The 26,819-nt window shown below is 55.5% G+C and carries 28 protein-coding genes and 1 tRNA gene; 2 read left to right on the top strand and 27 right to left on the bottom strand.

Annotated features, from left to right (window positions below):
* Positions 1 to 22: 22 nt before the first annotated feature.
* The 21 genes from ACK8P7_RS09495 to ACK8P7_RS09395 all read right to left on the bottom strand — a co-directional run bounded on the left by ACK8P7_RS09495 (position 23) and on the right by ACK8P7_RS09395 (position 18,649).
* Positions 23 to 1,678 (bottom strand): nucleoside kinase, encoded by a 1,656-nt coding sequence (locus ACK8P7_RS09495; protein WP_410043972.1) that lies wholly within the window; start codon positions 1,676 to 1,678, stop codon positions 23 to 25.
* Between the two features lie 12 nt (positions 1,679 to 1,690).
* Positions 1,691 to 2,548, bottom strand: a complete 858-nt coding sequence (locus ACK8P7_RS09490; RefSeq protein ID WP_410043971.1) for a Nif3-like dinuclear metal center hexameric protein — start codon at positions 2,546 to 2,548, stop codon at positions 1,691 to 1,693.
* Positions 2,545 to 3,228: a tRNA (adenine(22)-N(1))-methyltransferase gene (locus ACK8P7_RS09485; RefSeq protein ID WP_410043970.1), complete on the bottom strand. Its 684-nt coding sequence runs from the start codon at positions 3,226 to 3,228 to the stop codon at positions 2,545 to 2,547. The genes ACK8P7_RS09490 and ACK8P7_RS09485 overlap by 4 nt, the downstream gene beginning before the upstream one ends.
* 157 nt (positions 3,229 to 3,385) lie before the next feature.
* A complete protein-coding gene (dnaG, locus tag ACK8P7_RS09480; protein WP_410043969.1) occupies positions 3,386 to 5,152 on the bottom strand; it encodes a DNA primase in 1,767 nt (588 codons plus the stop codon).
* Positions 5,153 to 5,170: 18 nt separating this feature from the next.
* A complete protein-coding gene (locus tag ACK8P7_RS09475) occupies positions 5,171 to 6,229 on the bottom strand; it encodes a deoxyguanosinetriphosphate triphosphohydrolase (RefSeq protein ID WP_410043968.1) in 1,059 nt (352 codons plus the stop codon).
* A gap of 152 nt (positions 6,230 to 6,381) precedes the next feature.
* A tRNA-Pro gene (locus ACK8P7_RS09470) sits at positions 6,382 to 6,455 on the bottom strand.
* Positions 6,456 to 6,642: 187 nt separating this feature from the next.
* A complete protein-coding gene (locus ACK8P7_RS09465; RefSeq protein ID WP_410043967.1) occupies positions 6,643 to 7,254 on the bottom strand; it encodes a vacuolar family H+-ATPase subunit H in 612 nt (203 codons plus the stop codon).
* Positions 7,241 to 7,741, bottom strand: a complete 501-nt coding sequence (gene coaD, locus ACK8P7_RS09460; RefSeq protein ID WP_410043966.1) for a pantetheine-phosphate adenylyltransferase — start codon at positions 7,739 to 7,741, stop codon at positions 7,241 to 7,243. The genes ACK8P7_RS09465 and coaD overlap by 14 nt, the downstream gene beginning before the upstream one ends.
* A 73-nt stretch (positions 7,742 to 7,814) precedes the next feature.
* Positions 7,815 to 8,372 carry a 16S rRNA (guanine(966)-N(2))-methyltransferase RsmD gene (gene rsmD / locus ACK8P7_RS09455; protein ID WP_410043965.1) on the bottom strand — a complete coding sequence of 186 codons (558 nt, stop codon included), beginning with the start codon at positions 8,370 to 8,372 and terminating at the stop codon, positions 7,815 to 7,817.
* Positions 8,373 to 8,511: 139 nt separating this feature from the next.
* Positions 8,512 to 10,548, bottom strand: a complete 2,037-nt coding sequence (gene recG / locus ACK8P7_RS09450) for an ATP-dependent DNA helicase RecG (protein ID WP_410043964.1) — start codon at positions 10,546 to 10,548, stop codon at positions 8,512 to 8,514.
* A gap of 56 nt (positions 10,549 to 10,604) precedes the next feature.
* Complete coding sequence (locus ACK8P7_RS09445; protein WP_410043963.1) at positions 10,605 to 12,311, bottom strand: DAK2 domain-containing protein; 1,707 nt, start codon at positions 12,309 to 12,311, stop codon at positions 10,605 to 10,607.
* A gap of 25 nt (positions 12,312 to 12,336) precedes the next feature.
* The gene (locus ACK8P7_RS09440) at positions 12,337 to 12,693 is read right to left on the bottom strand and encodes an Asp23/Gls24 family envelope stress response protein (protein ID WP_410043962.1); all 357 of its coding nucleotides are present in this window, start codon (positions 12,691 to 12,693) and stop codon (positions 12,337 to 12,339) included.
* 139 nt (positions 12,694 to 12,832) lie between these two features.
* The gene (gene rpmB / locus ACK8P7_RS09435) at positions 12,833 to 13,066 is read right to left on the bottom strand and encodes a 50S ribosomal protein L28 (RefSeq protein WP_410043961.1); all 234 of its coding nucleotides are present in this window, start codon (positions 13,064 to 13,066) and stop codon (positions 12,833 to 12,835) included.
* Between the two features lie 161 nt (positions 13,067 to 13,227).
* Positions 13,228 to 13,665 (bottom strand): GerW family sporulation protein, encoded by a 438-nt coding sequence (locus tag ACK8P7_RS09430; RefSeq protein WP_410043960.1) that lies wholly within the window; start codon positions 13,663 to 13,665, stop codon positions 13,228 to 13,230.
* Positions 13,666 to 13,676: 11 nt separating this feature from the next.
* Positions 13,677 to 14,612: a DUF2953 domain-containing protein gene (locus tag ACK8P7_RS09425; protein ID WP_410043959.1), complete on the bottom strand. Its 936-nt coding sequence runs from the start codon at positions 14,610 to 14,612 to the stop codon at positions 13,677 to 13,679.
* A gap of 30 nt (positions 14,613 to 14,642) precedes the next feature.
* Positions 14,643 to 14,912, bottom strand: coding sequence for a hypothetical protein (locus ACK8P7_RS09420; RefSeq protein WP_410043958.1), 270 nt, complete (start codon positions 14,910 to 14,912; stop codon positions 14,643 to 14,645).
* Between the two features lie 12 nt (positions 14,913 to 14,924).
* The gene (gene pgsA, locus ACK8P7_RS09415) at positions 14,925 to 15,467 is read right to left on the bottom strand and encodes a CDP-diacylglycerol--glycerol-3-phosphate 3-phosphatidyltransferase (protein ID WP_410043957.1); all 543 of its coding nucleotides are present in this window, start codon (positions 15,465 to 15,467) and stop codon (positions 14,925 to 14,927) included.
* A complete protein-coding gene (gene rimO, locus ACK8P7_RS09410; protein ID WP_410043956.1) occupies positions 15,467 to 16,735 on the bottom strand; it encodes a 30S ribosomal protein S12 methylthiotransferase RimO in 1,269 nt (422 codons plus the stop codon). Before rimO ends, pgsA begins: the two co-directional genes overlap by 1 nt.
* A 3-nt stretch (positions 16,736 to 16,738) precedes the next feature.
* The gene (rpoZ, locus tag ACK8P7_RS09405; RefSeq protein WP_410043955.1) at positions 16,739 to 17,137 is read right to left on the bottom strand and encodes a DNA-directed RNA polymerase subunit omega; all 399 of its coding nucleotides are present in this window, start codon (positions 17,135 to 17,137) and stop codon (positions 16,739 to 16,741) included.
* Positions 17,118 to 17,756, bottom strand: coding sequence for a guanylate kinase (gene gmk, locus ACK8P7_RS09400; RefSeq protein WP_410043954.1), 639 nt, complete (start codon positions 17,754 to 17,756; stop codon positions 17,118 to 17,120). The genes rpoZ and gmk overlap by 20 nt, the downstream gene beginning before the upstream one ends.
* Before the next feature lie 11 nt (positions 17,757 to 17,767).
* Complete coding sequence (locus ACK8P7_RS09395; protein ID WP_410043953.1) at positions 17,768 to 18,649, bottom strand: YicC/YloC family endoribonuclease; 882 nt, start codon at positions 18,647 to 18,649, stop codon at positions 17,768 to 17,770.
* Between the two features lie 168 nt (positions 18,650 to 18,817).
* On the opposite strand from ACK8P7_RS09395, the gene ACK8P7_RS09390 reads away from it, so the two are divergent.
* Entirely contained in the window at positions 18,818 to 20,593 is a 1,776-nt protein-coding gene (locus tag ACK8P7_RS09390; RefSeq protein WP_410043952.1) for an NFACT family protein, read from the top strand.
* 28 nt (positions 20,594 to 20,621) lie between these two features.
* Here ACK8P7_RS09390 and ACK8P7_RS09385 read toward each other — a convergent pair whose 3' ends face one another.
* From ACK8P7_RS09385 to ACK8P7_RS09370, 4 genes are all read right to left on the bottom strand, one after another.
* Complete coding sequence (locus ACK8P7_RS09385) at positions 20,622 to 21,371, bottom strand: YebC/PmpR family DNA-binding transcriptional regulator (RefSeq protein ID WP_410043951.1); 750 nt, start codon at positions 21,369 to 21,371, stop codon at positions 20,622 to 20,624.
* Between the two features lie 139 nt (positions 21,372 to 21,510).
* Complete coding sequence (locus ACK8P7_RS09380; protein WP_410043950.1) at positions 21,511 to 22,473, bottom strand: NAD(P)H-hydrate dehydratase; 963 nt, start codon at positions 22,471 to 22,473, stop codon at positions 21,511 to 21,513.
* A complete protein-coding gene (gene acpS / locus ACK8P7_RS09375; protein WP_410043949.1) occupies positions 22,415 to 22,831 on the bottom strand; it encodes a holo-ACP synthase in 417 nt (138 codons plus the stop codon). Before acpS ends, ACK8P7_RS09380 begins: the two co-directional genes overlap by 59 nt.
* A 1-nt stretch (position 22,832) precedes the next feature.
* On the bottom strand, positions 22,833 to 23,489 hold the full coding sequence (locus ACK8P7_RS09370) for a redox-sensing transcriptional repressor Rex (RefSeq protein WP_410043948.1): 657 nt from the start codon (positions 23,487 to 23,489) through the stop codon (positions 22,833 to 22,835).
* A 227-nt stretch (positions 23,490 to 23,716) separates the two neighbouring features.
* Between ACK8P7_RS09370 and ACK8P7_RS09365 the strand changes: the two genes are divergently transcribed.
* Positions 23,717 to 24,904, top strand: a complete 1,188-nt coding sequence (locus tag ACK8P7_RS09365) for a M20 family metallopeptidase (RefSeq protein ID WP_410043947.1) — start codon at positions 23,717 to 23,719, stop codon at positions 24,902 to 24,904.
* A 152-nt stretch (positions 24,905 to 25,056) separates the two neighbouring features.
* On the opposite strand, the gene ACK8P7_RS09360 is transcribed toward ACK8P7_RS09365, so the two are convergent.
* Both ACK8P7_RS09360 and ACK8P7_RS09355 read right to left on the bottom strand, forming a co-directional pair.
* On the bottom strand, positions 25,057 to 26,343 hold the full coding sequence (locus ACK8P7_RS09360; protein WP_410043946.1) for an adenylosuccinate synthase: 1,287 nt from the start codon (positions 26,341 to 26,343) through the stop codon (positions 25,057 to 25,059).
* Positions 26,344 to 26,469: 126 nt separating this feature from the next.
* Complete coding sequence (locus ACK8P7_RS09355; RefSeq protein WP_410043945.1) at positions 26,470 to 26,655, bottom strand: phosphate ABC transporter substrate-binding protein; 186 nt, start codon at positions 26,653 to 26,655, stop codon at positions 26,470 to 26,472.
* Positions 26,656 to 26,819 lie beyond the last annotated feature (164 nt).

The raw sequence follows: 26,819 nt of genomic DNA, 5'->3' as shown, positions 1-26,819 counted from the left end.
CGGGCTCCTTGGGGCATACAGTTCAGCCGACGTCGAGGCAGCTGCCGCCGATGAATTCCCGTATGATGGAGTTCTTCGGGATCAGCTCCGGGCTGATCGGGAGGAAGTAGTCGAGGAACTTGAGCAGGCGCTTCGCCTCCTGATACTCCGGCTCTTCCGGCCGGATCTGGAACAGGAGGGGTGCTGCGAAGAGCTTCAGCACTGGAAGCTCATAGATCATGCTGGAGTTCACCATCACATCCGCAGTCTCCTGGAACGGGAAGATGTTCTTATCCTCTCCTCGGCGTACGCTGTCCCACATGGTGATGGTATCCTTCGCGCTGTAGCCACGGGTGCGGTTATCACGCACGATGCGACGGAGGAGACGGCCATCCGCCGTCGGTATGCGGTTGTGGTCGTCGACATTGATCTGGGTCAGGGCGGAGATATAGATCTTGAAGCGTGCGTCCACCGGAAGCTGCTTCGACATCTCGTCATTCAGGCAGTGGATGCCTTCGATGACGAGGACGTCGTTCTCGCCGAGCTTACAGAAGTGGCCGCGGTACTCGCGCTTTCCGGTTATAAAATTGTAGACTGGCAGCTGCACCGTCTCGCCTGCGAGGAGCTTCAGCATATCCTCACTGAACTGCTCGATGTCGACACACTTTATGGACTCGAAATCCTTCTTTCCATCCGGGCCGATCGGGGCGAGCTCGCGATCACGGAAGTAATTATCGACGGTGATCGGGTGCGGATGCAGGCCGAGGGCCATGAGCTGTATGCTGAGACGACGTGAAAAGGTCGTCTTGCCGGAGCTCGACGGGCCGGCGATCATGACGAGCTTCTTATTCCGCTTCGCGATCTCCATCGCGACGTTGCCGATCGTCTTCTCGAAGATCGCCTCCTGCATCAGGATGAGCTCATCGGTGCCACCCTGGACGATGCAGTCATTCAGCGCGGCGACATTGCCGCAGTCGATGGAGTTCGCCCAGGCCGCGGATTCCTTCTGGACCTTATAGAGCTTATCCAGCGGCACGAAGCGCGCTACATGCTCCGGATCCCGCATCGTCGGCAGCATCAGTACGAAGCCGCTGCCGTACGGTACGAGGTCGAAGGCCCGGATGTAGCTGGTATCCATCACCATATAGCCATAGAAGTAATCGAAGAAATTTCCGAGGCTGTAGATATTGACCCGGCTCGTCATACGATAGTGGAACAGACGCTCCTTGCTCGTCATCCCGACCTCACGGAACATCCGGATCGCTTCGTCGGTCTGCACACTCCTCTTCATGATCGGAATCTTCTGATCCCGGTACGCTTCCATGGTCTGCTTCACCTGAGCGAGCAGTGCCTCCGTCACCTCGACCCCGCCACGAAGATAACAGTAGAAGCCACCGCCGAGGGTATAGTCGACCACGACGCCGAAATCCTTCACATCGGCACAGAGGTGATAAAAGGCCTTCAGCATCATAAAGATCGCCGAGCGCTGGTAGGCCATGTGCCCTTCCTTGTCTGCGCCGGTGATGAAACTGATCTCCCCGCCCCTCTCCGGTACATGCTTATGAAGCTCGTAGAGCTTCGTACCGAGCTTCGCCAGCAGGATCTCTTGCGGGATCTCCGCCTGATGCTGCATCGCGATCTCATAAAATGTCGTGCCCGCTGGATATTCGCAGGTCTTCCCCTGAACTGTAATCGTCATGTACTTTCCTCCTCAGACAATCTGCGCCGGGAAGTGCAGCTCCTCCTCGATGATCTCTGCCTCCGGGAACTCTGCCCGCAGAAACTCGGCGATGTAGTGCACGAAGATATGCTCGAGGCCGTAGTGGCCAGCGTCGAGAAGACTGATGCCCTCCTCACAGAGGTCGAGGCCCTCGTGGTGGCCCATATCGCCGCTCAGGAAGGCGTCAACCCCGAGGCGGAGGACCTCCTTCAGCTCGCCGCGTCCAGAACCCGGACAGCAGGCGATGCGCCGGATCGGCATACCGGCATCATAGTACTGAACAAACGGCAGTCCGAAGCACGCCTTCACACGGGCCGCGAGCTCTGCAGCGCTCAGCAGCTCCGGCAGCTCTGCCGTGAAGCCGATGCCATAGGCATCTGGATTCACATCGCGCTCTGTTTCCACGACACGCAGCTGAAGACCCTCTGCTGCGCCGTTCTGCGTGTCCTTCGGAAGAAATCCCGTCGGCTCCATCAGGCCCGTCTTCCGAAGTCCCAGGGCCGCACAGACGATGTCCGCCATGCCGCCCGGGCAGGAATCGAAGTTCGTGTGCATCGAAAAGACAGAAACGTCATTCCGTATGAGATCCAGAAGCTTGAGCCCCAGTGCTGACTGATCATTGATGGACTTCACGCCACGGAAGATGATCGGGTGATGGGTCACGATCAGATCGCTGCCGGCATCGATCGCGGCATCGACGACCGTGCAGGTGGCATCCAGTGCGACATAGATGCGGCTGACCTCCCGGTCCGAACGACCGACCAGCAGCCCCGGGTTATCCCAGTCGCAGGCGGCTGCCTTCGGCGCGAGCTGCTCGAGCTTTTCTGTAATCATAGATACTGTGTTCATCGATATGCCTCCAGTGCGTTCATACAATGCTGATATGCGGTACGTACCTCCAGCGAATCGGTCTGTCTGAGGATGCCCTCATATCTCGTTTTTTCCTTTTCCAGAAAGCTTTTTAAAACCGGATCCAGCCGGCGGAGCAGACGACCACCATAAAGGAAGTCCTCCTCCGTGACATACATCGAGTCGGAAGACGCCGCGTCTGCACGCTTTGATACGTTGAGTATGACATAATACTTCCCCTCATCGATGAGCATCGTTTCTTCGTCGATCTGCATGCCCTCTGCGAGAAGGAAGCGGCGGAAGTGCGGGATCTCCGACTGTGGTGACAGAACGAAGTGCGCGAAGTCCCTGAGCCGTCCCTGCAGGATGCGCTCCATCAGCGGTCCGCCCATACCCGCGACGACGACGGTGTCGGCCTCCCCCGGCGCGACCTTCTCGAGGCCGTCTGAGAGGCGGGTCTCGATCTTTCCGGCGAGTCCTGCGCAGAGAATATGCTCCGCTGCCTGCTGCAGCGGACCCTTCCGTACGTCACAGGCGAGGGCGCGTGCCGCTCTCCCACGCCGTACCGCCTCGATCGCGACATAGGCATGATCACAGCCGATATCCGCGAGGCAGCCGGAGTCCGGCATCCGCTCTATGATGGTTTCCAGTCTTTTCGGAAGCTGAAACTGCTTTTCCAATTCGTTCCTCCTGTATATAGCCTGATCGTTCTATGCATCGGGATCCTTCTGCAGACCAGCTATGTCCTGTTTCATCGAAATGCTTCTGCTGTCCTGTACCAGCCTATTTCATCAAGACAGTGCAGCAGGCGAGTTTTATGAAGCCTCGCCCATATACTCAGTCGATGTGCAGACCCTGCAGCGCCGACTGTTGCTGGAAGAGCTCCGACAGCTGACGAGGATCCGTCTCATTCGCGATTTTCGTATTCAGCGAGCTCATCTTGACATTCCGAATCACATCCTCGAGCCCACGCTTGAACTCGCGCTCGTCGACATCCTCCGGCAGTAGATTCCCATTAAACATCGCGGCGACCTTCTCATACGCCTCCTCATCCTCACGGAAACGATCGAGGATCGTATTGACCGGCTGCTGCTGGTAGACGAGCTCCAGTACCGTACGGACGGTTTCATCACTGATGTCCGCCGGCTGGATGTACTTCTGGACCGTCGGTATGAGCTCCGGCTTTTCACTGAGCCAGGTGACGAGCTGCTTCTCCGACTTCTGAAGCGCCGTCTCTACCTTCTTCTTCGGGTTCGTCCGCGGCATGAAGTTCGTGGACTGATACATCTTCTCGTTCAGCGGGGAGTTCCGGCGCGCCCGCTGCTCGCCCATCGTATTTACGAGGCGACGCAGGGCATTCACGTCGATCATCTGCTCGCGGGCCACAGCCTGGATATAATTCTCCCGCTCGATGGCCTCCTGGATCTCGCTCAGCTTCTCCGCGGCGGCATTTGTATACGCTGTCATGCCTGCCGGGTCCTTGAGGTCGTAGTCGAGCTTCATCACATCGATGAGCCATAGAAAGCTGTTCTGTGCCTGGTCGATGCGCTCCTGAAAAGCTTCCTGTCCCTTCGCCTTGATGAACTCGTCCGGGTCCTTGTATGGCTTCATGCTGATGACCTTACTCTGGATCCCGACCGCCTTCAGCATCGGCATCGCGCGCTTCGCGGCCTTGATGCCGGCACCATCCGAATCATAGGTGAGAAGGATCTCACCGACATAGCGCCTGAGAAGGCGGCACTGCTCTTCCGTGAGCGCCGTACCGAGCGAAGCGACCGCATTTGTGAAGCCGGCCTGGTGCATCGAGATGACGTCCATATAGCCCTCACAGAGGATGAAATACTTCTTCCGCGACTTCTTCGCATAGCAGAGACCGAAGAGGTTTCTTGACTTGTCGAAGAGACGGGTCTCCGGACTGTTCAGGTACTTCGGCTCACCCTCGCCCATCACACGGCCACCGAAGCCGATGACACGGCTGTTAACATCCATGATCGGGAAGATGACACGATTAAAGAACTTATCGTACGCGCCGCGCTCGGAGAAGTTCACGAGACCGGACTCCCGGAGGATCGCGTCCTCATAGCCGCACTGGCGGAGATAGCGATAGAGTCCGTCCCGGGTCTGGTCGGCATAGCCGAGTCCCCATACTCGGAGCGTTTCGTCACTCAGCTGACGCTTCCGGAAGTAGTTCATACCGAGCTGTCCGACCGGCTTCCGGAGCGCATCGTAAAAGTAGACAGCCGCCTTTTTATTGATCTCGAGAAGCTTCGTCCGGAGGTCACGGCTCTGCCGCTCCTCACTGCTGACATTTCCCTCCGGAAGCTGATAGCCCTCTTCGTCGGCGAGCTTCCGCACCGCCTCCAGGAAGGTGAGGTTCTCATACTCCATCGTGAACTTCACGACATCGCCGCCCTTTCCGCATCCGAAGCAGTAGAAAATCTGCTTCGACTGATTCACGGAAAAGGAGGGCGTCTTCTCTCCATGAAACGGGCAGAGCCCGAAATAATTGGCGCCCATCTTTTTCAGATGGACGACCTTACCGACCACGTCCACGATATCGGCCCGTGATCTTACTTCTTCTATGACTTCTTCAGGATAATACAAGAGGATTCTCCAGTTCTTCTAAAACTTCTGCCAGCCGACCGGCACAAAATACTCCTTAAATTTATAGATACAGTAATCGTCCGTCATGCCGGCGATATAATCGCAGACGGAGCGCTCGCGCGCGATCTGACGCTTGAGCTCCTTCTCCGGATCATCCGACGCGATCTTCGCGAGATTCGATTCGAGCATGGTGATGAACTCCTCGGTCATCGAGTCCGGGTGCTCCATATAATACTGGAACAGCAGCGTCATCATGCGTCGAACCTTGACCTCCTCCTGCTTCGCCTCACCGCCGATATAGACATGCGTGAACATCCACTCCCGAAGCGACTGCATCGCATGCTCGACCGGTGCCGACATCGTAAGCAGCGGCTGTCCCTTCGACTGATAGATCACGTCATGGATCAGGACGCTTAAGCGTTCCTTCACCGAGTGCCCCAGGATGTCGCTGATCTCCGACGGGATCTCCTCCTCCCGGATGAGGCCCGCGCGGATCGAGTCGTCGATGTCGTGGTTGATGTAGGCGATCTTATCCGCGAAGCGGACCGCCTGACCCTCTAGGGTGTTCGGATGACCCGAGGTGCGGTGGTTCAGGATGCCGTCGCGCACCTCCTTCGTCAGATTGAGTCCCTGGCCGTTCTTTTCCAGCACCTCGACGACGCGCACGCTCTGCTCGACATGGGAGAAGCCCTCGTGACAGAGGCTGTTCAGCACATGCTCGCCGCTGTGCCCGAACGGAGTATGGCCGAGATCATGGCCGAGGGCGATCGCCTCGATGAGGTCCTCGTTGAGACGGAGTGCCTTACCGAAGGTCCGGGCGATCTGACTGACCTCCAGGGTATGGGTGAGACGCGTACGGTAGTGGTCTCCCTCCGGTGCGATGAAGACCTGCGTCTTATGCTTGAGGCGGCGGAAGGCCTTACAGTGGATGATACGGTCACGATCACGCTCGAAGCACGGGCGTATGTCGTCCGGCTCCTCCGCACGGTCTCTCCCCTGCGATTCCGAGGAGAGTGCCGCATACGGCGACAGGGTCTCCCGCTCCAGCGCTTCCAGTTCTTCTCTGATACAGCTCATCTTGCCTCCGATCTGTTGCAACAGCCGAATGATTGTTTGCTCTTAGAATATCATTTTCAGAGAGCTGAATCAATGAACATTCCGTCCTGTATGTATGATTACACAAAAAGAAAAACCCGTAAGCCATGCTTACGAGTCAGTCCCAAGGGTAGTCGATGCGACTGGATTCGAACCAGCGACCTCTGCGTCCCGAACGCAGCGCTCTACCAAGCTGAGCCACGCATCGATAAGTTGTTTTCGTTGCTGTGTTGTGTCTGCCTCAGCAACAGGTAAGATAATATCAGACAGACGGGTGAGTGTCAAGCATTAATTTGAAACTTTTTTCGGGTCCCGGCTGCCTGAACGATGACTCCATCTCATCCGTACGGAAAAGGTCGTGGAGTGTTCACTCCACGACCTGTGCATCACATCACTTACTGTGCATCATCCTGCGCAGATGCCGCTGGCGCCGACGCTGCCGGCTGCTGCTCCGCGGTCTCCTGCTGATAAACTGCCGTGTTCAGCTCACGACGATTGCTGACGACGACATCGTAGGTCTGCTGCATGTTTTCCATGAGCGCCTGGTATCTCGACTGCTGCTCGACCATCGAGTGGCTCATCAGGGTCTCGATGGAGGCGAGGATGGAGTCTGTGTACTGGATGGCGTTCAGCTTCATGTTGTTGGACTCAGCGGTCGCATTTGCGAGGATCTGATCTGCCTGCGCCTGTGCCTGCTGTACGAGCTCGTTTGCCTTCGTGTAGGCCTGCTGCATGATCTCGTTCTCAGATACCATCTCCTCGGTCTGCTGCTTTGCATCCTGAATCATGCTCTCTGCCTGATTCTTCGCATCTGCAAGGATCGCATCCTGCTGGGAAATGATCTTCTGGTACTTCTTGATCTCATCCGGAACACGGAGGCGAAGCTCGACCAGAAGCTCCTCCATCTCCTCTTTATTTACGAGGATCTTCGAATTCGACAGTGGCTGATACTTACAGCTGTCAATGTACTCCTCAATCTCACCGATTAACTGCTCAATTCTGCTCATGTTTCTTAACCGCCTTAAATTTTCCCTTCATTCTATCCTGTATCTCAGGTGACACGAATTCATGGATATCGCCGCCGAAGCTTGCGATTTCCTTTACGGTGCTGGAGCTGAGATAGGAATACTTCAGATTTGTTGTTAGAAAGATCGTATCGATATCCGGCGCGATGACCTTATTCGTCTGTGCGAGCTGAAGCTCGTACTCGAAATCCGTCACGGCACGGAGTCCTCTGACGATCACGGTAGCGCCCTCCGCATGTGCGAAGTCGACCGTCAGGCCATCGAAGGCCTTCGCCTCGACATTGTCGAGATGTTTCGTCAAATTATTAATCATTCTAACACGTTCTTCACTTGAAAACAACGGCGTTTTCGCGTTGTTTGTAAGCACGCCTACGATGAGCTTATCGACGATTTTCGCGCCGCGCTCGATGATGTCAAGATGACCGAAAGTCACCGGATCAAAGGATCCAGGATAGATTCCGATTTTCATACTGTTCTTCTCTCCAGGCTATTATCTTATGCCTTTTTCGTCGCTTGACAAGTCCGATCTTCCGAAGTTTTTCTTACTTTTTACGGAAGAAAACGTGCTTGTTCGTCTTATACAGCTTTTCACGTACGAGCGTGTAGCCGAGTGCCTCGATGTCATCCGTCAGATCATCGTTGAGATCCGCCTCGATGATGAACAGCGTATGCTCATCGACATAATCCATATCGTGGAGGATGTCCATCGCCTTCCGCTCGAAGCCGTGATTATATGGCGGGTCCATGAAGACCACGCTGAAGTGGTAGCCTGCGTTCCGGAGGCGGTTCAGCGCCGACATATAGTCGGAGGCGATCACCACACCCTCCTCGGTGAACTTACAGTGCGTGAGGTTCTCCTCGATGCAGCGGATCGACTTCGGTGCATTATCGACGAAGACCGCACGACGGGCACCACGGGAGATCGCCTCGATGCCGATGCCGCCGGAGCCTGCGAAGAGATCGAGGAAGTCGATACCCTGGACCTCGAACTGTAAAATATTAAAAAGGGTTTCCTTGATACGGTCCTGGGTCGGACGTGTATCCATCGAATCTACGGTCTTCAGCTGAAGGCTCCGTGCGGTTCCTGCAATTACTCTCATCTCTGCTCTCTTTCTATAACACTTCAGTTTTCTTCTTAATATAAGGATGCATCGGCATCCCTGTCAAAGGCTGATGCCACCGTCTGATCTCTGTCATCTGCTCGAGTCCGTCATTCTGCGCCTGACAGACGCGGGAATCTCATAGTGTACAGCTCTTCGCGAGGAAGCGATCAAGCGCTCTTTTCAGCTCCCCATGCTCCGGAAGCGTAAGCTCCGCATCCGTCTTCAGTACGAAGGCTGCATCCTCCGAAGCTTCCCGGAGGAGCGCGCCATCCTCATAGATGTCTGCGATGGCGAAATCCAGGGCACCCGACTGACGGACACCGAAGATGTCACCCGGTCCCCGAAGCCGGAGATCCTGCTCTGCGATGTCGAAGCCGTCGTTTGAGTGGGCGAGGATCTGCAGTCGCTGCTTCGACTTCTCCGAGTTCTGCGTATCGACGAAGATGCAGAAGCTCTGATGCTCCGAGCGTCCGACTCGTCCGCGCAGCTGGTGAAGCTGCGCCAGTCCGAAGCGCTCTGCATTCTCCACCATCATCACCGTCGCATTCGGCACATCGACCCCGACCTCGACGACGGTCGTCGACACGAGGAGGTCGATCTCGTGCGCGAGAAAGCGTGCCATGATGTCTTCTTTTTCTGCCGGCTTCATCTTACCATGGAGTTTCCCGATCTTCACTTCTTTTGGGAAAATTTTACGGATCTTTTGCACATAATCCGATACATTCTCGAGATCGAGCATATCGTTCGGCTCCACCATCGGACAGATGATGTAGGCCTGACGTCCCTTCCGGATCTCCTCGTAGATGAATTTATACGCATTCTTTCGATAATTCTCATCGACCACCGCGTTCCGGATCGGGAGACGATCCGCCGGCTTCTCCCGGATCAGGCTCACCTGCATATCCGCATAGACGAGCATAGCGAGCGTCCGCGGAATCGGGGTCGCCGACATCACGAGTGTATGCGGTCGCTGGCCCTTTTCTGACAGCTCCTGCCGCTGATTCACGCCGAAGCGGTGCTGCTCATCCGTGATCACGAGTGCGAGCTGGTCATAGACGACCTTCTCCTGGAACAGGGCATGGGTGCCGATGATGAGATCCGCATCGTGGGTGGCGATGCGTGTATAGAGCGTTTTCCGCTCCTTCGCCGTCATCGAACCGGTCACGAGCACCGGTCGAAGCGCGAGCGCATGCTCCTCGATCATCGCCTTCATCTTCGCAAAATGCTGCTCCGCGAGAATCTCCGTCGGCGCCATCAGTGCCGCCTGGTAGCCGCTGAGCGCCGTCTCCAGCATCGCGAGAAAGGCGACGATGGTCTTTCCGGAGCCGACATCTCCCTGCACGAGGCGGTTCATCACGAAGCCAGACCGGAGATCCGCCGTGATGTCCTGCACGGCCGCCTTCTGCCCTTCGGTGAGCTGAAACGGCAGCTTCTCTACCAGCGCCGCTACCTCCGGATGCGCCTCGATCACGAAGCGCGAGCGTTCCGCTGCGTGATGCGCCTTCTTCTCCGCCAGCGCCAGCGAAAAGAGGAACAGCTCGTTAAACGCAAGGCGTTTTCGGGCCGCTTCGAACTGCGTCACGCTCTCCGGAAAATGCATTGCCCGGACCGCCGTCCGCATATCCATCAGGGTCCGGTTATAGCGTATGCTCTCCGGGACGAAATCCGGACGGAACACCGACACGTCCATCGCCTGCCGCACCGCCTTCAGAATCGCCGTATTCGAGAGCCCCTTCGTCTGCCCATAGACCGGCTCCAGGGTGCCCGGCTTCGCTTCGTATTCCTCCGGTCGGAAGATCCGGGGCTGCTGCATCGTTTTCTGTCCCTTGAAGCTCGTGACCTTCCCGAGGAAGACCAGGACCGTACCGGCCCGCAGTGTACTCTTCAGAAAGGCGGCATTGAACCAGCAGAGACGCAGCTTTCCCGAGAGATCCCGGACATAGGCCGTCGTCATGAGGAGACCGTGGAGATGCACCACCGTCGCATCCTTCTCGAGCATGCCCATGACCGCCTGCTGTTCGCCATCGACGAGACTCCCCACCACCTGCGTCTTCGGGAAGCTCAGATAGGTGTGCGGGAAGTAGTAGACGAGGTCCTCCACGGTCCGAATCCCCAGCTTCTGAAACAGCTTTTCTGTTTTCGGGCCGATGCCCTTCAGTTCTGTAAGTTCCATGTTTCTATATAAAAGAGCCCCTGAGTTTCCTCAGGAGCTCCGTTTCGTTCCTACGATTACTCTACCGACAGGAAATAGTAGTAGATCGGCTGTCCGCCGTACTGAAGCTCGGTCTCGACCTGCGGGTACGCCTTACGGATACGCGCAGCCACTGCCTCCGCTTCCTCCTCCGGGATATCCTGACCATAGTAGATGGTGATGATCTCAGATTCGTCGTTTACCATCGCCTTGAGCGCCTCCAGAACCGCCTGGTCCTTCTCCTTCGCGACGGCCAGCAGACCGTCATCGCCCAGGGCTATGATGTCATCCTTCTCGATGGCATGGCCGTCGATGGTGGTGTTGCGGACCGCATAGGTGATCTCACCGGTGCGTACGCACTGGGACGCATCCTTCATCGCCTCGAGGTTCTCCTCTGGATTCATATCCGGGCTGAAGCTGATCATCGCTGTGATGCCCTGCGGGATCGTCTTCGTCGGAACGACGATGATGGTCTTATCCTCGATGATATCCTTCGCCTGATTGGCTGCGAGGATGATGTTCTTGTTATTCGGAAGGACGAAGATCGTCTCTGCATTGACCTGATCGCAGGCGTTTAAGATGTCCTCGGTGGACGGATTCATCGTCTGACCGCCCTCGATGACATAATCGACGCCGATACCGCGGAAGATTTCCGTGAGTCCATCACCGGCCGATACCGAGATGAAGCCGTACTCCTTCGCAGGCTCTTCCGGCTTCTCCGGTGCCGCTGCAGACGCAGCTTCTTCCTTCTTCTCCTCTGCGATCCTCGAGGCATCCTCGATGAGCACCTCATGATGCTCGAGGCGCATATTATCGACCTTCATCTTCGAGAGATAACCCATGCTGAGGCCCTTCTCGAAGGCATTGCCTGGGTGATTCGTATGGACATGTACCTTGATGATGTTCTCATCCGAGAAGCAGACGATGGAGTCACCGACCCCGCCGAGCCACGCACGCAGGCTGTCGACCTCCTCATCCGTGAACTCATGATCACCGTTCACCATGAACTCGGTGCAGTAACCGAACTTGATGTCCGCCGTTGAGATCTCGCCACGGGACTTCCGCTCCACCGGAGCCTCGGCCTTCGCCGCGCCCTGATCGCCGAGATCGAGGACGACCTCTTCTCCCTTGAGCGAAGCCAGGGCACCCTTCACGACCGTCATGAGGCCCTGTCCGCCGGAATCGACGACACCCGCCTCCTTCAGTACCGGAAGCATCTCCGGGGTCTTCGCGAGCACCTCGTCACCGTACGCGACGACCTTCTCCAGCAGCGTGATGAGATCCTCATCGGTCACTGAAAGCTCGGTGATGCGATCGGCCATGCCCTTCGCCACCGTCAGAATCGTACCCTCCTTCGGCTTCATGACCGCCTTGTACGCCGTCTCCACGGCACGGCTGAAGGCACGTGCCATGATCAGGTTATCGATTCCTGCCTCATCCGCATGCTCACGAATCTCCTTCGTAAAGCCACGAATCAGCTGGCTCAGGATGACACCGGAGTTTCCGCGTGCGCCACGAAGAGAGCCGCTGGCCATCGCCTTCGCGACATTCTCCAGGGTCGGTGCACTGATCGCGGCGACCTCTCGTGCCGCTGACATGATGGTCATGGTCATGTTCGTACCTGTATCGCCATCCGGTACAGGGAACACGTTTAACTCATTGATCCACTCCTTCTTCGCGTTTAAGTTGTTCGCGCCAGCCAGAAATGCATTTTTCAGCTGTAAAGCATCTATCTGATCACCCACAGGTAATTCCTCCTTGTAAAGCTACTTAGTCAATGACGCGAACGCCCTCTACATAGACGTTCACATCCTTCACCTTCATACCAGTATACTCTTCTACCTTGTAGCGGACATTCTCGATCAGGTTCTCCGCGACCGCCTGAATGCTGACGCCGTATGCCACGATGACATGGAAGTCCAGAGAGATTCCGTCCTCCTCCATCGTTACGAGGATGCCCTTGGACTGACTTTCACGCTTGAGGAGCTTGACCAGGCCCTGCTGTACAGAAACCTTCGCCATACCCACGATGCCGAAGCACTCAACGGCGGTCATACCCGCATAGGCTGCAATAACGTCTGGCGTTATCTGAATCTCACCCATTTTGGATGCAATCGTTCCTCTCATATCGTACCTCCCGAATAAGGATCTATATTAAATCATAAACACTATGATTATACCATATCTATGGAGCGCTTAAAACAGAAAAAGGGCATTACGATTCGATCGTAATGCCCAATAATCTTTCAATCAAACGATCTCAAAATTAAGCGTTCTCTGTTGCAGCTACTGCCTCTGAAGCCTTGGCTGTACCGAATGCACGCTCAACCTTACCGGATCTTAAGCAGGAAGTACATACATACATCTTCTTTGTACCACCATTTACCTTTACTCTAACAGACTTAACGTTAGCCTTCCAGATCTTGTTTGATCTTCTATGTGAATGGCTTACCTGATTTCCGAAGTGAACTGCCTTCTCACAAATTGCGCACTTTGCCATGGTTGCACCTCCCTTTCAAATTAATCGAATCGAGACACAATCATGCCCCTGAATTCGCGACTCGCCTATAATAACAAATCTCCATTTGTATTGCAAGTACTTTTACGCATTTTTTCCAAAATATCATCCGGGACACGAAATATAAAGTCAGTATAGCGGCATTACAGGGTTTCTGCATCCTCGACGACGGTTTCCGACGTCGCCTTTTCAGCCATCTCGTCCGCGGCTGCCTGGGCACTCTTCGAGATGCGGCTGCCGCCGGTGATCTTATCGATGGTTTCCGGAAGCATATCGAGGAGCTTCGTGATGGCATCCTGGTTCTTGATATTGACGAGCTTCGTATTTCCGTTCTGAAGCACGAGGATCGCGGTCGGGGTGATCTTCGAGCTGAGCGCTCCCGCACCACCATCACCGTTCTTTGCATCCTTCTCCTTTACATAGCCGCCGGCACCCATGCCGCAGCTGACCTCGATGAGCGGAATCAGGGTAGCATCGCCGACCTTCACCGGCTCACCAACGACGGTCTTCGAATTCACGAAACCGTCCATGCCCTTAAACATGGTATCGAGTATATCTTTTACATTCGTAGAATCACTCATACTGAGCCTCCTTATATACGATCGAGCACGAGCCCGCGTATCTTCTTATTCATCATCAGCTGTATCCCCGCGATCAGGATGTGGATGAGACGCACATGTCCCTTCAGTGTGATCTCGCCCTCGAACAGCGTATGGTCAAACACCGGCGTGATCGTGAAGCGTTCCCCGTACAGCGGGTAGAACAGACTAAGTACCGCGAGCGTCCGTCCCACCATCGCCGGATCCTCGAAGCCGAACGCGAGTCGACCTTCGAACCTTCGAAAGCGAAGATGGTGAAGCAGGTACTTCACTCTGGAAATCAGCAGACGGACGGCCTTCTGATTCTCCTCATCCTCCACCATCTCGCGAAGCGAGGAAGCCTTTTCGCAGATTCTCTTTATTCTATCAGCAAATAAGAATTTTTTCCTCTTCTTTTTCTTCGGTTCTTCAGCCGCAGGGGATGTACGTTTCGTTTTGCTTTCCTGATCGATGTCGGAAGTCGGCGTTTCATCCGCCACTGTTTTCGTCTCCTTCAGTTGCTCCGGCGTCGTACTGCTTTTCAGTTCAATGCTGTCGACCTCCGCCGTCTGTGCAGCAGCACGTTCAGATGCTTCTGCTTTACTTTCAGGAACGTTCACGCTCTCTTCCGATATTTTCTCATCTTTCGAAGGCTGCTTCAACTCAACATCTGTATGTTCATCCTGTAATGCGAAACCACCGGAAGAATCGACCGGGCGGAAGCAGAGGATGCGGAGGGAATACGCAAGCCCCGCCGGGGTGATGTCCGCGTGGAGCTGCACCACATGGAGAAGCCAGGAGAGGTCGATGTGCGCGGCGTAATCCGTGGCCGCTTCGCCCTTATGGCCGGCACCCGCATAGCGGAACGGGACCAGCAGGACGAGTCCGAGGAGAAGCAGGAGCAGCAGTAAAAGAAAGAGGAGGACGAGCCCGATGACTTTTAATATCATACATAAAAGCATCTGCTGTCCTCCTCGTGTTTACAGGATGTGGCGATCCTTCAGCATCTGTGTGACGCAGTCGATCGTATCCCGATAGCCATAGCCGATCCCGAGTACCTCGACCGTCTCCGTATCGAGCTTCGGATTCAGGAACATGGCCTGATTGTAGATTTCATATAGATTGGGCTCCGGTGCACGCACGATGACGTACGCCCCCGGCTGGAACTGGCCCTTCCGGAGGTTATCCAGGATATAGGACCGGTGCTCTGCTGCATGCCTTCCATAGTACATGTGCTTAGAAAAAATCATCGGATTCTCTCCTTACATACCGCCCTCGGTGATAACCTTATAGTTCTTTGTGATGTAGTCAAGCAGGGATACCAGCGTCAGGACGAAGGCGACGCCTGCGATGATCAGCGTCACGGTATGAAGTGCCGGGATGTTCAGGATCAGCAGGATGACCGTAAGCATCTGGAAGGTCGTCTTGAACTTTCCCCACCAGGATGCGGCGATCACGATGCCGTTGTCGGCCGCCACCAGACGGAAGCCGGAGATGATGAACTCACGGGCGATCACGGTGATGACGTACCAGGACGGAAGCTGTCCGAGCTCGATCATGCAGATCAGTGCGGAGCAGACCAGCAGCTTATCCGCCAGCGGGTCCATGAACTTTCCGAAGTTCGTCACCAGATTGTTCCGGCGTGCGATTTGACCATCCAGGAAATCCGTGAAGGAGGCGAAGCAGAACACGATCAGCGCTGCGATGCGGAGCGTATCGTTCTGTCCGCCCTCCAGGAGAAGCAGTACCACAAACACCGGAATCAGTACAACTCGTAATAAAGTCAGTTTATTCGGCAGATTCATCAGATTCTCTCTCCTATCAGATCATAACCATCCGCCTCGATGATACGACAGGAAATCATATCACCGCTGAGCTCGTTATGATACTCACCTGCATCGACGTAGACGAGACTGTCGATATCCGGGTTATCCATATAGGAACGACACAGATACTCGTTATGCTCCGGATCATATCCGACGATGATAACCCTGAGTTCTCGTCCGATCTGTTCTCTCGCCTTCTCGAAAGCGATCCCCTGCTGCAGCCGCATGATCTCATCCTGCCGCTGAAGCTTGATCTTCTCCGGCACCTGGCCCTCCATCTCTGCGGCCGGCGTATCCTCTTCCTGCGAATACGGGAAGACACCCAGGCGGTCGAAGCGCATCTCCGTGACGAAGTTCTTCAGGATGTCGAAGTCCTCCTCTGTCTCGCCCGGGAAGCCGGTGATCAGGGTCGTCCGAAGGGCGATGTCCGGGATCTCACGACGAAGCGTCGCGATGCGCTCACGGAGCTCCGACTCACGGGTCCGACGGTGCATGTTCTTCAGGATCTTATCCGACGCATGCTGGATCGGGATGTCGAGGTAGTGTACGACCTTCGGGTTATCACGGATCGTCTGGATGAGCTCGTCCGTGATCTCCTCCGGGTAGCAGTACAGGATACGGATCCACTCGAGACCCTCGATCTCCGAAAGCCGGTTCAGGAGCTCCGGAAGGCTCTTCTTACCATAGAGATCGACACCGTAGAGGGTCGTCTCCTGGGCCACGAGGATCAGCTCCTTCGTGCCCTCGGAAGCAAGTCGCTTCGCCTCCTCCAGAAGGTGTTCCATCGGCACCGAGCGGTAGTGTCCGCGCAGCTTCGGGATGATGCAGTAGGTGCAGCACTTGTCGCAGCCCTCGGCGATCTTGAGATACGCCGTGTAGTTCTCTGCGTTCTCGACACGCTTCATCTGCACATCCAGACGCTCGACATACTCCTTCACGCCGATGACCTCATCGACCTCCGGAAGCTCCTTTCGGATCTCCTCACGGTAGCGCTCTGCGAGGCAGCCCGCCACGATGAGCTTCTTGAGCCTGCCTGTTTCTTTATATTCACCATTCTCGATGATGGTGTTGATGCTCTCCTCCTTCGCATCCCCGATGAAGGCGCAGGTATTGATGACTGTAATATCTGCCTCAGCCGGATCATCGGTGAGCTCACTGCCCGGATACTTCTCGAGCAGGTTGGAAAGCATCTTCTCACTGTCCACCCGGTTCTTGTCACAACCGAGGGATATCATGTGAATCTTCATATATTATGCTTCGCTGTCGGAGTTGTAGTCATCCTCAGAGGAAGCTGCATGCGCATCGTTCATCAGCATGATATCCTCACTGTCCTCGTCCTCGCTGTCCTCATCGAGGTCAAAAGCGAAGCCCGGGTTCTCTCTCGCCGCGATCTTCGGATCGTCATCGACCTCCGTACCACGCTTGATGGTCACGAGATTCCGTGCGAGCTCCTCGACAGCGATCGCGAGCGGCTTTCTGCCTTCTGCGTTCGGAAGTACAGGATCTGCACCATCGATCAGCTGACGTGCACGCTTCGCGCTGGCGATAACGGCTGCGTAACGGCTCTCTACGAGCTTATCCGTGTCGTCCTGAATGGCGTTCGTATTCTTCGCTGCATCAATCAGGTCATTATATGTTTGCTGTGACATGTTCTATCCTCCTCAGATCCTGTCTTACATTTTCGATGATCTCCATGTGCCGGCTGGACTTTTCGTGCGCGGCACGTATGAGATTATGCAATTTTTCGGTGCAAGTGTCAATATTATCGTTTACCAATATATAGTCGTAGGCCTCGACGCCCTCCGACTCCTGCATGGCTCTCCGAAGGCGCTTTTCGATGACCTCCATGGTCTCCGTGCCACGTCCCACGAGACGACGGCGAAGCTCCTCTCCCGATGGCGGTGTGACGAAGATCAGGATCGCCTCCGGGTACTTCTCGCGGATCTTCAGTGCGCCCTGGATCTCGATTTCGAGTAGTACATCCTTTCCGGCCTCGAGGTTCTCCTCGACATACTTCTTCGGTGTGCCGTAGTAGTGCTCGACGTACTGCGCGTACTCCACGAGCGCATCCTGTGCGATCATCTCCTCGAACTCCTCCTTCGTCCTGAAGAAGTACTCGCGTCCATCGACCTCGCCCTCGCGCGGCTGGCGCGTCGTCGCTGAGATCGACAGTGCATACTGATCATAACGGGAAACAAGCTGCTTCATCAGCGTTCCCTTACCGGCTCCTGAAAAGCCGGAAATCACAACTAAAACTCCCTTTTCCATGTATACCTTCCTTACTCAAGATTCTGAATCTGCTCACGGATCTTCTCGATCAGGGTCTTCAGCCCGATCGCATCCTCCGATACGATCAGGTCGTTTGCCTTACTGAGCGTCGTGTTCGCCTCACGGTTCATCTCCTGTGCGACGAAATCAAGCTCACGACCGACGAGGCCGTCGTTCTGGAGCTTCGTCCGCATATTCTTGATATGGCTGTGCAGGCGTACCCGCTCCTCATCGGTGCAGATCTTATCCGAGTAGATCGTCACCTCCTGCACGATGCGGGCTTCGTCGATGCCGGTACCCTCGAGGAGCTCCGATACCTTCGCACGAAGACGCGCCTCATAGGCGGCTGTGATCTCCGGCGAACGCGCATCGATACGGTTCACGATGGCTTCCATCTCGGCGAGTTTTCCGAGGAGATCCTTCTGGAGGTTCTCGCCCTCCATCACACGGGTCTCGGAGAAACGCTCGAGTGCACCGGTGAGTGACGGCTTCAGGCTCTCCCAGAGCGCGTCATCATCCTCAGATTCCTCAGAGAGCACGAGCACATCCGGCAGCGACGCCAGATTGGTGACTTTAACATTGTCCTCGACTCCCAGCGCGTTCACCAGTGTACGCATGGACTCCAGGTACTCCTTCGCGAGCGGCAGATCGAGCCGGAGGGCCTTTCCCTTCTCTGAAAAGCTCTCGTAGGTGATGAAGAGATCGACCTTGCCACGGGAGATGTACTCCTTCACAGTGTTTCGGATATTGGCCTCGAGTGCATTAAACTTCTTCGGCATCTTGATGCTGAGATCCAGGAAACGGGAATTGACCGACTTCACTTCCACGGACAGGCGGTACTGGTCGTTCGAGACCTCGGCGCGTCCGAATCCGGTCATGCTTTTTAATTTCATAGATTACCTCGATGTGCACAGCCTGCCCGAGGGCGGCTTGCGTTTTTTAGTCATATGTAATAAATTATAGTCTACTATAATTTAGAAGTAAAGTTTTAACAGTTCAGGTCGTGGGGTCCCCTGTCTGAACTGTCACGTAAGGTTTTTGATATAGAAAGGCGATGTGCTATGGCATATGATGGACTGGTCGTTTCGGCGACCGTAAAGGAGTTTCGCGAGCGTCTGATCGGCGGCAGGATTGCGAAGATCACACAGCCGGAGAAGGATGAGATCCAGCTGACCGTGCGAAATCAGAAGGATAATGTGAAGGTACAGATCTCGGTCAATCCGTCCCTTCCGCTCTGCACCCTCACGGAGGATGCGAAGCCGGCGCCGATCAACGCGCCGACCTTCTGTATGGCCCTCCGGAAGCACATCGGAAACGGTGCGATCCTCGACGTGCGACAGCCGGACCAGGCGCTGCACGAGGACGGTCTCGAGCGTGTCATCCTCTTCACCATCGAGCATCTCGATGAGATGGGCGACCTCGGAAAGCGCTACCTCGCGGTCGAGCTGATGGGCAAGTACTCGAACATCATCCTGCTCCGCGATGACCACAGCATCATCGATTCCGTGAAGCGCATCTCCGCTTCCCAGTCCTCCGTGCGGGAGGTGCTGCCGAATCGTCCGTACTTCATCCCGGATGCGGGTGGAAAGAAGAATCCGCTGACACTCGATGAAGCCGCTTTCTGTGCGCTGCTCGCGCAGCAGCCGGAGCCGGTCTTCAAGGCGCTCTTCCATCACATCACGGGTCTCAGTCCACTGACGGCCTCCGAGCTCTGTCACCGCGCCGGTGTCGATCCCGACCTCTCCGCGAACTGCCAGCCGGCAGAAGCATTGGCCGCACTGTACGGAAGCTTCCATCATATTATAGAAGAAGTTGCGATCGAGCGGCAGCCGGATCCGGTCATCGTCTACCAGGATGAGGTGCCGACGGACTTCTCCGCCTTCGATCTCACGCTGTATGAGGCGGACGCCGCCTTCGAGGTCGAGCACTTCGACTCGATGAGTGAGGTCATCCGCCGCTTCTACAGTGAGAAGGATAGGAGCTCCCGTATCCGTCAGCGTTCGACGGATCTCCGGAAGGTGCTGACGACGCTGATGGAGCGTGCCGGGAAGAAGCTGATGATTCAGGAGAAGCAGCTCCGGGATACCGAGGGCATGGATAAGTACCGCGTATACGGTGAGCTGCTGCACACCTACGGCTACTCGCTGCAGGGTGGGGAGGATCAGCTGGTCTGCGAGAACTACTATACAAACAGTGAGATCACGATTCCACTGCAGAAGGATCTCTCTGCGGCGGAGAATGCGAAGCGCTACCTCGAGAAGTACCAGAAGCAGAAGCGTACGAAGGAGAACGTGACGGTGCAGCTCGAGGAGACGCGGAAGGAGGTCGAGCACCTCGAGTCGATCCGCACGGCGCTTGACATCGCGGAGTCCGAGGAGGATCTGCAGGATATCCGTCGGGAGATGATCGATTTCGGTTTCCTGCATAAGACGCCGGGAAAGGGAAAGAACCGGCTGCAGCGGAAGTCGAAGCCGTACCACTGGGTGACGAGCGACGGCTATGAGCTGTTCATCGGAAAGAATAATTATCAGAACGAGGACGTGAGCTTCCGACTCGGGGATGGCGGGGATCTCTGGTTCCACGCGAAGGGCGTGACGGGTTCGCATGTCATCGTGAAGACGGGCGGGCAGCCGATGGAGGAGGTGCCGGACCGGGTCTTCATCGAGGCGGCGGAGCTCGCGGCGTACTTCTCTTCGCATCGTGAGGATCCGAAGGTCGAGGTCGATTATACGATTCGGAAGAATCTTCGGAAGGTGCCGAATCAGGCACCGGGCTTCGTCATCTATCATACGAACTGGTCGGTGACGGTGGAGCCGAAGAACCTACTCAATGCATAAAAAAAAGACCGCTTACGCGGTCTTTTTTTTACTCCTCATTCTCTTCTTCCCAGTTGGTGTATACAGTCTGAACGTCCTCGGATGCGTCGAGCAGGTCGAGGGTTCTGCGAAGTCCCTTTACGACCTCTGGATCGGTAACCGATACGTAGTTCTGCGGGATCATCACGACGTCCGCTTCTGCCATCGGGATGCCCTGCTTCTCGATGTTCTCGCGAACCGTCTCGAAGTCCGCCGGATCCGTGATGATCACGTAGGAATCCTCTTCGTCGGTGATGTCCTCGGCACCAGCCTCGATGGCCATATCCATCAGTGTGTCGAAGTCCTTACCCATATCGTCCATCGCCTCACGGTCGAGGATGATCTGGCCCTTCTCGTCAAACATGAAGGAAACGGCACCCTGCGTTGCGAGTGAGCCGTGGCCCTTCGTAAATGCGGAACGTACATCCGCTGCAGCACGGTTCTTGTTATCCGTCAGAACCTTGACGATGATGGCTACACCATTCGGGCCGTAGCCCTCGTACTGAAGCTCCTCGAAGTTATCCGCATCCATGGATCCGGCTGCCTTCTTGATACCGCTGTTGATGGTGTCGTTCGGCATGTTGTTTGCCTTTGCCTTCGCGATGACAGCAGCGAGCTTGGAGTTGTTAGCTGGGTCAGGTCCACCGGCCTTTACAGCCAGTGCGAGCTCATGGCCGATCATGGTGAAAATTTTGCCCTTTGCGGCATCATTCTTTTCCTTCTTAGCACGGATGTTTGAAAACTTGGAATGTCCTGACATAATACTCTCCTCAATTACATATATAAAATTGATCGATGTTTAAATCAAACTCTAGTACTATAACGTAAAAACGGCGTAGAATCAAGCTTTTCTGACATGTTTGCATCTTAGAACGGCGGGCGGGTCGCAGGAATCATCTTCACGCATGCATCACGATTCCGAGCATGTCCGCCGTTTCCCTGGCGAGTACGCCGTGGGTTCCGTGGATATTTGCGGCCTGTCGTCCGGCTTCTGCATGGAGCAGGACGCCGGTGACGGCTGCGTCGAAGGCCATCCTGCGCCAGCGCGTACGCTGTTCTTCTGGCGGGACTTCGTTCAGTGCGTCGATTCGGTCGGCGCGCAGGACGGCATAGACGCCGGCGATGGCACCGGACAGGACGTCGCCGGAGCCGCCTTTACTGAGGGCCGGGCTCGCCTCCAGGTTCTGGAAGGCGTGTCCGTCGGCATCCAGGACGATGGTTTCCGAGCCCTTCATCACGGTTATGGTGCCATGTGCCGCGGCCAATGCTTCCGCCGCGTGGGCCGGGCACTGAAGGATCTCCTGTAGCGAAACCGCAGAGAGGCGCGCCATCTCCATCGGGTGTGGCGTGACGACCACCGGGATCTGCCGTGCGATCTGGTCGACGAGCTGCATGAGCTCCGGACGGACGCTCAGGATATTGAGGCCGTCTGCGTCGATCAGCAGAAGCGGGAATTTCCCAAGCCATTTCGACGGCGTTGCATCACACTGCGCTGCGATGGCCTGCAGCAGCTCGCGAACGAGCGTCACGCTCAGCGCCTCGGTGCCGAGACCTGGCCCCAGCACGAGGATGTCCGCCCAGGAGACATTGGCCTCGGACAGGACCCGGAAATTACTGTCCGAATCGTAGCCGGTGAAGATCGCCTCCGGAAGCAGGGACTGCACGATGAGGCGGTTCGACGCAGGGGTCAGGATGCGCACGAGGCCGGCGCCGCTGCGATAGGCGGCGAGACCGGCGAGGTAAGCGGCACCACACATGCCCTCCGAGCCGGCGGCCACGAGGATCTTTCCGTAGGTTCCCTTATTACTGTCGCTCCGGCGTGCCGGAATCTTCCTGAGATAGGTCGTCTTGTCTGTGTCCATCTGTGCCCTCCAGTATGGCAAATGCGATGACGAGCTCCTTCGTGTCGGAGATCGAGACCTGAATCGAGCGTCCGCCCAGCTCGTCATACAGTGTGCGGGCAGCGCCGTGAAGCACGACATAGGGTTTCCCGAGTTCATCCCGGAGCACCTCGACGTCGATCGGGCGGAAGCCGCGGAAGCCGGTGCCGAAGCACTTCGCGACCGCCTCCTTACATGCAAAATCACCGGCAAGCATGGAATCTCTTCCAGATGCCTGCCGGCGCTCATGCTCCGTAAAAATACGAGTCTCCGTGCCTGTTCGCCGGGTACTTTCGATACGGCTGATTTCCAGGATGTCGGTGCCGATACCGATCACCATCTTATGCCTCGTCCTCCGCTTCTTTCCGTCCGTAGGCTTCACCCATACGGTAGCTGAGACGCATCAGCGACTCGGAGAGATGCACGTTCTCGATGACGACATCATCCGGAACCTCGAGATCGACGTGCGCGAAGTTCCAGATACCAACGACGCCGTCGGCGATCAGCTGCTCGACTACCTTCACGGCCGGTGTCTTCGGGATGCAGACCGCTGCCATCTTGACATTGGATGCCTTCACGACCTCATCGATCTTCTCCATCGGAAGCACCTCGACATCGCCTACCCGGGTACCGATAACCGTCGGGTCCTGATCGAAGATAGCTCTTACGATGAAGCCGCGCTTTCGGAAATTTGTATAGTTCGCCAGTGCCTGTCCTAAGTGACCGGCTCCGACGATGATCATCTCATGCTCCTCATCGATGTTCAGGATCTTCGCGATCTCATCATGCAGATTTCGGATGTTGTAGCCGTAGCCCTGCTGACCGAAGCCGCCGAAGTTATTGAGGTCCTGACGGATCTGCGACGCCGTGAGCTTCATCCGCTTACTTAATTCGTTCGACGAAATGCGCTCGATCCCCTGATCCATGAGATCCTCGAGATATCGATAATATCTAGGAAGTCTCTGGATAACCGCCTGTGATATTTCTTTCTTTGCCATGTTAATGCGCTCTCCTGTGATATGATTTTGTAGATATTGCATACAAAATCATAGATTTCGTTCTAAATTATACAATCCTGTGAAATAGATGTCAAAGGCAAGTTGTAGAATTCTTAACAAATATATTGTTAAATAAGTATAAATAATAATCTTTTGTTTTCTATATTTTACAAGCACTTCCGCTGCCCTGTATAATGGGCTCATCAAAAAACGGAGGTGCTTTTAATTTGAAGGAAAGATTATTTCAAACGATCGATGGCGTTCGGGAAGAGCTGATCGCGATGGCCGACGATATCTTCGATCACCCGGAAACCGGCATGGAGGAGTTTCATGCCCTTGACGTTCTGACACAGTGGCTTATGCGCGAAGGCTTCGAGGTCGAAACCGGCATTGCGGGTGTCCCGACCGCATTTAAGGCAGTCTATCACCACGGGAACGGCGGCCCGAACATCGGACTGCTCTGTGAGTATGACGCGCTTCCAGGCCTCGGACACGCCTGCGGTCATCATCTGCAGGGTCCATCCATCCTCGCTGCGGCGAAGGCATTAAAAGAAGCAGACCTGGACCAGGCCTATACCATCACGGTCTACGGAACCCCTGCCGAGGAAAGCATCAGCGGCAAGATCCAGATGATCCGGAACGGCTGCGATTTCACCGATCTCGACGTGGCCTTCATGATGCACGGCGGTCCGAATACGCAGGTGGATGTGAAGTCTCTCGCGAACTCGAAGTATAAGGTAATCTACCACGGCACCAGTGCGCACGCTGCGCTCCGCCCGGAAAAGGGTCGCAGTGCGCTGGATGGCCTCATCCTCGCCTTCCAGGGCGTTGAGTTTTTACGTGAGCACGTCGCATCCGACGTGAAGATCCATTATACAGTCACCAACTGCGGCGGCACACCGGCCAATGTCGTGCCGGCCTATGCGGAGGCGAGCTTCTACGTGCGTTCCTATAACCGCGCTTACCTCGACAACGTCTGCACACGCTTCGAAAAGATTCTCCAGGGCGCGGCGATGATGACCGAAACCGAGGTGGAAATCATCCGCGAGAAGGAAGTCGATAATAAGATTCCGGTCATCCGACTGAACGATCTCGTGATGAAGCAGGCCGAAGAGATCGGCGCACCGCGGATCGCCCCGCCGAGAGCGCAGACCGGTTCGACGGATTTCGGCAATGTCATGCGCCGTGTACCTGGTACCTGTGCCCGCATCGCCTTCGTTCCGGAGGGTTCGACCGCGCACTCCCAGGCATATCTCGACGCCGGTAAAACCGAGGAAGCACACAAGGCAATCTTCTACGGTGCGAAGATCCTGGCCGGTGCCGCGTATGAGCTCATCACCGAGCCGGCACTGCTCGCAGACATAAAGGAAGAATTCAGAACGACGCTTGAAAAGGAAAATCAGGCCGCTAAGTAATTTCGGGTTCGGCCCGGATATCTCCCACTCCGATCCCTGATCTTCGGGTCGGAGTATAACACATCGTACCCCTTCATCTATACCCATAAAAACGAGGCGCCCATTGCAGTGATGCAATGGGCGCCTCGTTTATACTAGTATTTGTCACGCGATCAGATCTTCGGGGTTCTCTTCAGAATCTCGTGTCTCTCCGGACCATTGGAAACCATGGTGATCGGGGTCTCGATGTGCTTCTCGATGAAGTCGATGTAGTTCTTACAGTTCTCCGGAAGCTCGTCATAGTTCTTGATGCCGCGGATGTCGCAGTTCCAGCCCGGCAGGGTCTCATAGACCGGCTTTGCCTTGTTAAGGAGCGGTGTAACCGGGAAGTCGGTGGTTACCTTACCATCGATCTCATAGCCTACGCAGACCTTGATCTCCTTCAGGTAGCCGAGTACATCGAGGACGGTCAGTGCGACCTCGGTCGCGCTCTGAAGCTGGCAACCATACTTCGAAGCGACGGCATCATACCAGCCGACTCTTCTCGGACGTCCAGTGGTTGCACCGAACTCACCCTTATCGCCACCTCTTCTACGAAGCTCATCTGCCTCCTCACCGAAGAGCTCGGAAACGAAATCACCGGCACCGACTGCGGAGGAATATGCCTTCGTTACAGCGACGATATCCTTGATCTCATATGGAGGGATACCGGCACCGACGGCACCATAGGCTGCGAGTGTGGAGCTGGAGGTTACCATCGGATAGATACCGTGATCCGGATCCTTCATGGTACCGAGCTGACCCTCGAGCAGGACGGTCTTACCTTCCTTCAGTGCCTCACGCAGGAACTTCGAGGTATCGGTCACATACGGTGCGATCATATCTCTCTGACGATGCATCTCCTCGAGGAGCTCGTCGTAGTTGATCTCCGGTGCATGATAAAGCTCACGCAGGATCGCATTCTTGATTTCGATGACCTTGTGCAGACGATCCTGAAGGACCTCCTCATCGAAGAGCTCGCTTACCTGAAGACCGATCTTCGCATACTTGTCAGAGAAGAACGGTGCGATGCCGGACTTCGTGGAGCCATAGCTCTTACCGGCGAGTCTCGCCTCCTCGAGTGTATCGAACAGAACGTGATATGGCATCATAACCTGTGCACGGTTGGATACCAGGATCTTCGGGGTCGGAACGCCGGCGTCGACGATGGACTTCAGCTCTGCACAGAACCTCTCGATATCGAGTGCCACACCATTTCCGAGTACGGATGTGGTGTGATTATAGAATATGCCGCTCGGCATAAGGTGGAGTGAGAAACGACCATAATTGTTGATGATGGTATGGCCGGCATTTGCGCCACCCTGGAAACGTACAACGATATCCGAGGTCTCGGCAAGCACATCGGTGATCTTGCCCTTGCCCTCGTCGCCCCAGTTTGCTCCAACGATTGCTCTTACCATGTGAATCCTCCTAAGGATAGCATCCGTGTATGGATACTATGGATGTTCTTCACCTTTTTGACACAGTCCATCTCGGGCGTCCTCACCCGGATGTATGTGAGAGATTCGTGACCAGAACATCCTGCATTATTTTTTGTTTGTCAGTTTCGTGAACCAGATGAAGATGTAGATCACCACCGGTACGACGACCAGACAGAATAAACAGGCCAGAAGGTACTGGTTCGCTCCGGTCACCGCGAAATACAGTACGGCGACGAGGAGAAACGCGATGATGACCAGTGCGAGAATCGCGAGTATTCGTCTAAGCTCCATGGTCACTACCTCCTGTATCGTGATTACGCACAGACAAGGTTATTATATCGGGAATACGGCCTGATTTCAAGGGGTCTTGGCCTCTCGAGTTTATGGGGTCTGACCCCAATGTAGTCAACCCAAGGTCAACTTAAGATTGGTTACCAGAAGGATGATATAACAAA

The organism is Oribacterium sp. P9 (genome assembly GCF_046365365.1).
GTDB lineage: Bacteria > Bacillota > Clostridia > Lachnospirales > Lachnospiraceae > Oribacterium.
This window is presented reverse-complemented; position numbering and strand designations above follow the sequence as displayed.

Bases quoted from the DNA above. Each gene is read 5' to 3' on its own strand.
- coaD (WP_410043966.1), bottom strand. From the start codon at position 7,741: ATGAAAATCGGAATCTATCCTGGATCCTTTGATCCGGTGACTTTCGGT.
- ACK8P7_RS09490 (WP_410043971.1), bottom strand. From the start codon at position 2,548: ATGAACACAGTATCTATGATTACAGAAAAGCTCGAGCAGCTCGCGCCG.
- gmk (WP_410043954.1), bottom strand. From the start codon at position 17,756: ATGGAAAAGGGAGTTTTAGTTGTGATTTCCGGCTTTTCAGGAGCCGGT.
- ACK8P7_RS09385 (WP_410043951.1), bottom strand. From the start codon at position 21,371: ATGTCAGGACATTCCAAGTTTTCAAACATCCGTGCTAAGAAGGAAAAG.
- ACK8P7_RS09420 (WP_410043958.1), bottom strand. From the start codon at position 14,912: ATGATTTTTTCTAAGCACATGTACTATGGAAGGCATGCAGCAGAGCAC.
- ACK8P7_RS09440 (WP_410043962.1), bottom strand. From the start codon at position 12,693: ATGAGAGGAACGATTGCATCCAAAATGGGTGAGATTCAGATAACGCCA.
- ACK8P7_RS09355 (WP_410043945.1), bottom strand. From the start codon at position 26,655: ATGGAGCTTAGACGAATACTCGCGATTCTCGCACTGGTCATCATCGCG.
- ACK8P7_RS09380 (WP_410043950.1), bottom strand. From the start codon at position 22,473: ATGGACACAGACAAGACGACCTATCTCAGGAAGATTCCGGCACGCCGG.
- ACK8P7_RS09425 (WP_410043959.1), bottom strand. From the start codon at position 14,612: ATGATATTAAAAGTCATCGGGCTCGTCCTCCTCTTTCTTTTACTGCTG.
- pgsA (WP_410043957.1), bottom strand. From the start codon at position 15,467: ATGAATCTGCCGAATAAACTGACTTTATTACGAGTTGTACTGATTCCG.
- ACK8P7_RS09390 (WP_410043952.1), top strand. From the start codon at position 18,818: ATGGCATATGATGGACTGGTCGTTTCGGCGACCGTAAAGGAGTTTCGC.
- rpmB (WP_410043961.1), bottom strand. From the start codon at position 13,066: ATGGCAAAGTGCGCAATTTGTGAGAAGGCAGTTCACTTCGGAAATCAG.
- recG (WP_410043964.1), bottom strand. From the start codon at position 10,548: ATGGAACTTACAGAACTGAAGGGCATCGGCCCGAAAACAGAAAAGCTG.
- acpS (WP_410043949.1), bottom strand. From the start codon at position 22,831: ATGGTGATCGGTATCGGCACCGACATCCTGGAAATCAGCCGTATCGAA.
- ACK8P7_RS09465 (WP_410043967.1), bottom strand. From the start codon at position 7,254: ATGAGCAGAATTGAGCAGTTAATCGGTGAGATTGAGGAGTACATTGAC.
- rimO (WP_410043956.1), bottom strand. From the start codon at position 16,735: ATGAAGATTCACATGATATCCCTCGGTTGTGACAAGAACCGGGTGGAC.
- ACK8P7_RS09430 (WP_410043960.1), bottom strand. From the start codon at position 13,665: ATGAGTGATTCTACGAATGTAAAAGATATACTCGATACCATGTTTAAG.
- ACK8P7_RS09370 (WP_410043948.1), bottom strand. From the start codon at position 23,489: ATGGCAAAGAAAGAAATATCACAGGCGGTTATCCAGAGACTTCCTAGA.
- ACK8P7_RS09495 (WP_410043972.1), bottom strand. From the start codon at position 1,678: ATGACGATTACAGTTCAGGGGAAGACCTGCGAATATCCAGCGGGCACG.
- rpoZ (WP_410043955.1), bottom strand. From the start codon at position 17,137: ATGTCACAGCAAACATATAATGACCTGATTGATGCAGCGAAGAATACG.
- rsmD (WP_410043965.1), bottom strand. From the start codon at position 8,372: ATGAGAGTAATTGCAGGAACCGCACGGAGCCTTCAGCTGAAGACCGTA.
- ACK8P7_RS09475 (WP_410043968.1), bottom strand. From the start codon at position 6,229: ATGAGCTGTATCAGAGAAGAACTGGAAGCGCTGGAGCGGGAGACCCTG.
- ACK8P7_RS09360 (WP_410043946.1), bottom strand. From the start codon at position 26,343: ATGGTAAGAGCAATCGTTGGAGCAAACTGGGGCGACGAGGGCAAGGGC.
- ACK8P7_RS09395 (WP_410043953.1), bottom strand. From the start codon at position 18,649: ATGAAATTAAAAAGCATGACCGGATTCGGACGCGCCGAGGTCTCGAAC.